The sequence below is a fragment of the Synechococcales cyanobacterium T60_A2020_003 genome (assembly GCA_015272205.1).
GTDB lineage: Bacteria > Cyanobacteriota > Cyanobacteriia > RECH01 > RECH01 > JACYMB01.
In genome coordinates this window covers 1-3,496 of record JACYMB010000228.1, presented here as the reverse complement: position 1 = coordinate 3,496, position 3,496 = coordinate 1, and the positions used below count along the sequence as shown (strand labels likewise).

Here is a 3,496-nt window from a genome sequence, read left to right as displayed (position 1 = left end):
ATCACAATCGCCGTAAGAATCACGGCTTGGGGGACTGGATCGGCATAGGAACCCGGCGTTTCTGGGTTCAGAATCGGTGTGAATAGCCCCCCCCGGGATGCAATCAGCACGTAGTAGGCGACGACGCCCGTACTCATCACGTCCATCGCGATGATTTTCATCATCAGATTTTTCTTGAAAATGATGCCGAAAAATCCGCATAGTATGGTTGCAAATACACAGGCTTCTAACACAGGCTTGACTGGATGGGGTAAGGGTGGACTGAGGTACACATCAGCAAACGTGCGATCGCCTGTCACTAAGGGCAAGACAACGCCTATATGTCCGTAAAAACGGGCAGTTTGCTTACACAGACTCCTTTTTCATCGCCCTAGCTAAATAGCGATAGCAGTCTTTGGTATAGATTTATAGCTATGGCTATGTAAATCATCATAGTTATTTAATGATACGTCATTTGGTTTTCATCCTGACGCCAACGGACATAATTTTTCTCAAAGTCCCATCTGATTCAGCAGGTAATCGAGTTTTGGTACATCCACGGTCATGCAGGCGAGGCGGCTACTGGTGTAGAGCTGTTGGTACAGCCAAAATCCTTCCGGTTTCTCACCTAGGAGGTAGGCGTAGTCGAGTTTCATCACTGTGCTCAAGAACCAGTAGCAGGAGTACACAAAGTCCGGTGAGAATAGCTCAATGACTGGGGTGCCCGGTTGGCAAAATACGAGATTGGTGAGTCCGCTACCGTGGGGAGAAATGACGACCGAGGCTTGGGCTAGAAGGGTCGCCTGTGCTTGGACAGACAAAGCTTCCAGCGAGACCACCTCAAAGTTTCGGCGTTGTAGATAGGTAACGACTTCCCCCTCATTCAGAACAGTGCGCGGCGCGGTTGACCCTCGCGTAATGTATAACCGACGGGACGGGATCTCACCTTGGGATGCTTCGGATAGAAAATGCTGTCGCAGAAAATCGCACGCCCATCGGGGAAACCAGGCGATCGCCCCTGGGAAGGAAGGGACAATCAGGCGATCGGCTTGGAGGTGAGAGATTTCGACGGGATCAATGCATTTCTCTTGAGGGATTCCTAAGCGATCTATAGTCTCTCGTTGAAACGAAAGAGATCGGGGTAAAACGATGTGATCGACCGCTGACCAATCAATCTGAGCCTGTTCTAGTAGTTCCAAACGTGGCAGTACATCCAGCATCCAGTGGAAATAGACGTTATTCAACAATCCTGCCAGCACAACGACTGTACCAGATAAGGATCTGACAGGTGCAAGGTCGGGATGTTTAAAGATCTGGTGCTGAGAAATATCTACGGGATGGCCGGGACTCAGAATTGGAAACTGAGGTGAGAGATTGGGGATTAAATGATGATCTGAAGTCAGAATTGCCATTGCAGACTGACTTGTATCAAACCAACAGCGTCCATTATCTACGGTTGTTACAAAGCTTCCCGGTAGTGGCATTGTGTCCCCAAACCGAAAGCTGTAATGGATATCGGGGTCTAAGGATTTTGGTGGGACAAGGTGAACTTGGGTAGAAGGATAGATCAATCGTTCCAGATGAGAGGTGGACTCTAACCAGGTTTTTGGGGATGGAGTAGAGATCGGCGTTGTAGAGGATGTTGCCTGCGGAGATGCGATCGCCCCTTGCCTCAAATCCATTGCTAATCGCCGATAACCCACCCGATCGAGCCACTGTCCCCAAGCTATCCTGATTGCTTGCCCAGGAGATTTCCCTTGCGTCAACGACTGGAGAACAGGATAGGCGGCGGCAACGGAATTGGAGGGTTGAGCGATCGCCCACGCGCAGTAGCAATCAACGAAGGATTGATGATCATGCACCCAGCGATGGAGGGCTGAAACCGCATCTTCAAATCGCTCTACATTCAGATACACAAACGCGAGGTTGGCGTAGATGGAGGTGCGGTCGGGATCATAGCCTAACGCCTGGTGCCAAGTCTGTTCTGCCTGTTGCCAGTGCTGAAGTTGGGAATGGCATAGGGCAAGGCGATCGCACCCCTCTGCATCGATCACACCGAGGGTATACGCTGTCTCATAGACCTCTAATGCCGCCTGCCACTCGCCCAGGTGTTGCCGCATTTCACCTTGATATCGATAGGCATCATAGAGATGTGGATCGATCTGTGTAGCGTGTTGCCAACAGTCCAATGCCTGGTCATACTGTCCCTGTTGGGCGATCGCCCGTCCAAGATGGAGATACCGCAGCGCCATTTCATCCATAGGTAAATCTAAATCCAGAGAGACTCGATCGGCGATTTCAGCGATCGCAAAGGCACGATGGTTCAGGCTCAGATGGGCGATCGCAGTTAACTGATCGTAAATAGAGATGGATGATGCCGCATCAAAAAGCGATAGCCAGATTGCGTTTGCCTGTTCCTCGTCTCCCATGAGTAGCGCCAAAATACCGAGCAGCATCGCGTAGGATAACGAGTTTGGGTTTTGGTCTGCCAGACGTTGGCATAAAACCCGTGTCTGTTCATAGTCGCCCTTTACCCATTGATGCAGAACGATTTCAACATGCTGATCCATTGGTTTCACCTTATGTAGAGGAATAGGCTGGGACAGGTTCTTCAAACAAGATGGTTCAATCGTGCAAAGGGGCGATCGCCTTGTACCTGCATTTTACGCCTCACAGATTAGGAATCGTGAATTGTGCTTGGCAGATTTCTGAAGAGATATGGAAGGTTGCAAATCTTTTGCGCGACTAGGAATAAGATGCGAACAGAACACCTCACTCGCTTATTCCTAAGACGGTAAAAGGATGTCAAGAGTAGGATTTTAGGCGCTAAGGAGAAACCGTTGTGACTCATCTCAAACTTGTGATCGTTGGCGGTGTTGCAGGAGGAGCCTCTGCTGCCGCACGAGCCCGTCGCCTCAATGAAGAGGCTGAAATCATTGTCTTAGAACGCGATCATTATGTTTCCTATGCGAACTGTGGATTGCCCTACCACATTGGGGGCGTGATCGAAGATCGGCAGAAATTACTGGTGCAAACCCCTGAAAAACTGAAGCAAAGCCTAAATTTGGACGTTCGAGTTGGCCATGAAGTCACAGCGATTGATCGGGACTCAAAAACAGTCTACGTTCGCAACTTGGACACAGGCGATACCTACACAGAGTCCTACGACAAACTGGTACTGTCTCTAGGGGCGTCTCCCATTCGTCCCAATCTACCGGGTATTGAGCATCCCCATATCTACGTTCTCCGAAATATCCCTGATATGGATGAAATTATGGCTCGGCTGGGCTTTGTTGCATGATTAGAAAAACGGTCAGGTTCGCCTTGAGAGTGTCCTGGTATTAACCTTCAACCTTGTAGCTATCGGGTTTAGCGATCTGAATCATGCGGTTGAGCGCAACACATTTGATGAACAATTCCACGGCTTGATTGTCAAATTGACGTGCACTGAGATTGCCCCCAAAAATAGTCTTAAAGCGGAACATGGTAGTTTCAGCAATCGAACGACGATGATAGC

4 protein-coding genes are annotated in these 3,496 nt (G+C 49.5%); 1 reads left to right on the top strand and 3 read right to left on the bottom strand.

Annotated features, from left to right (window positions below):
• Both IGR76_11500 and IGR76_11495 read right to left on the bottom strand, forming a co-directional pair.
• Positions 1–233: cation:proton antiporter subunit C (locus tag IGR76_11500; protein ID MBF2079114.1), on the bottom strand; the 233-nt coding region annotated here is incomplete at its 3' end.
• A 258-nt stretch (positions 234–491) separates the two neighbouring features.
• Positions 492–2,549 (bottom strand): DUF563 domain-containing protein, encoded by a 2,058-nt coding sequence (locus IGR76_11495; protein MBF2079113.1) that lies wholly within the window; start codon positions 2,547–2,549, stop codon positions 492–494.
• Positions 2,550–2,821: 272 nt separating this feature from the next.
• Here IGR76_11495 and IGR76_11490 point away from each other — a divergent pair, with 272 nt between their 5' ends.
• Positions 2,822–3,280 (top strand): FAD-dependent oxidoreductase, encoded by a 459-nt coding sequence (locus IGR76_11490; GenBank protein ID MBF2079112.1) that lies wholly within the window; start codon positions 2,822–2,824, stop codon positions 3,278–3,280.
• 40 nt (positions 3,281–3,320) lie between these two features.
• Here the strand turns inward: IGR76_11490 and IGR76_11485 are convergent.
• Positions 3,321–3,496 (bottom strand): IS5/IS1182 family transposase (locus tag IGR76_11485; GenBank protein ID MBF2079111.1); only part of this gene is annotated, 176 nt, incomplete at its 5' end.

Bases quoted from the DNA above. Each gene is read 5' to 3' on its own strand.
- IGR76_11495 (MBF2079113.1), bottom strand. From the start codon at position 2,549: ATGGATCAGCATGTTGAAATCGTTCTGCATCAATGGGTAAAGGGCGAC.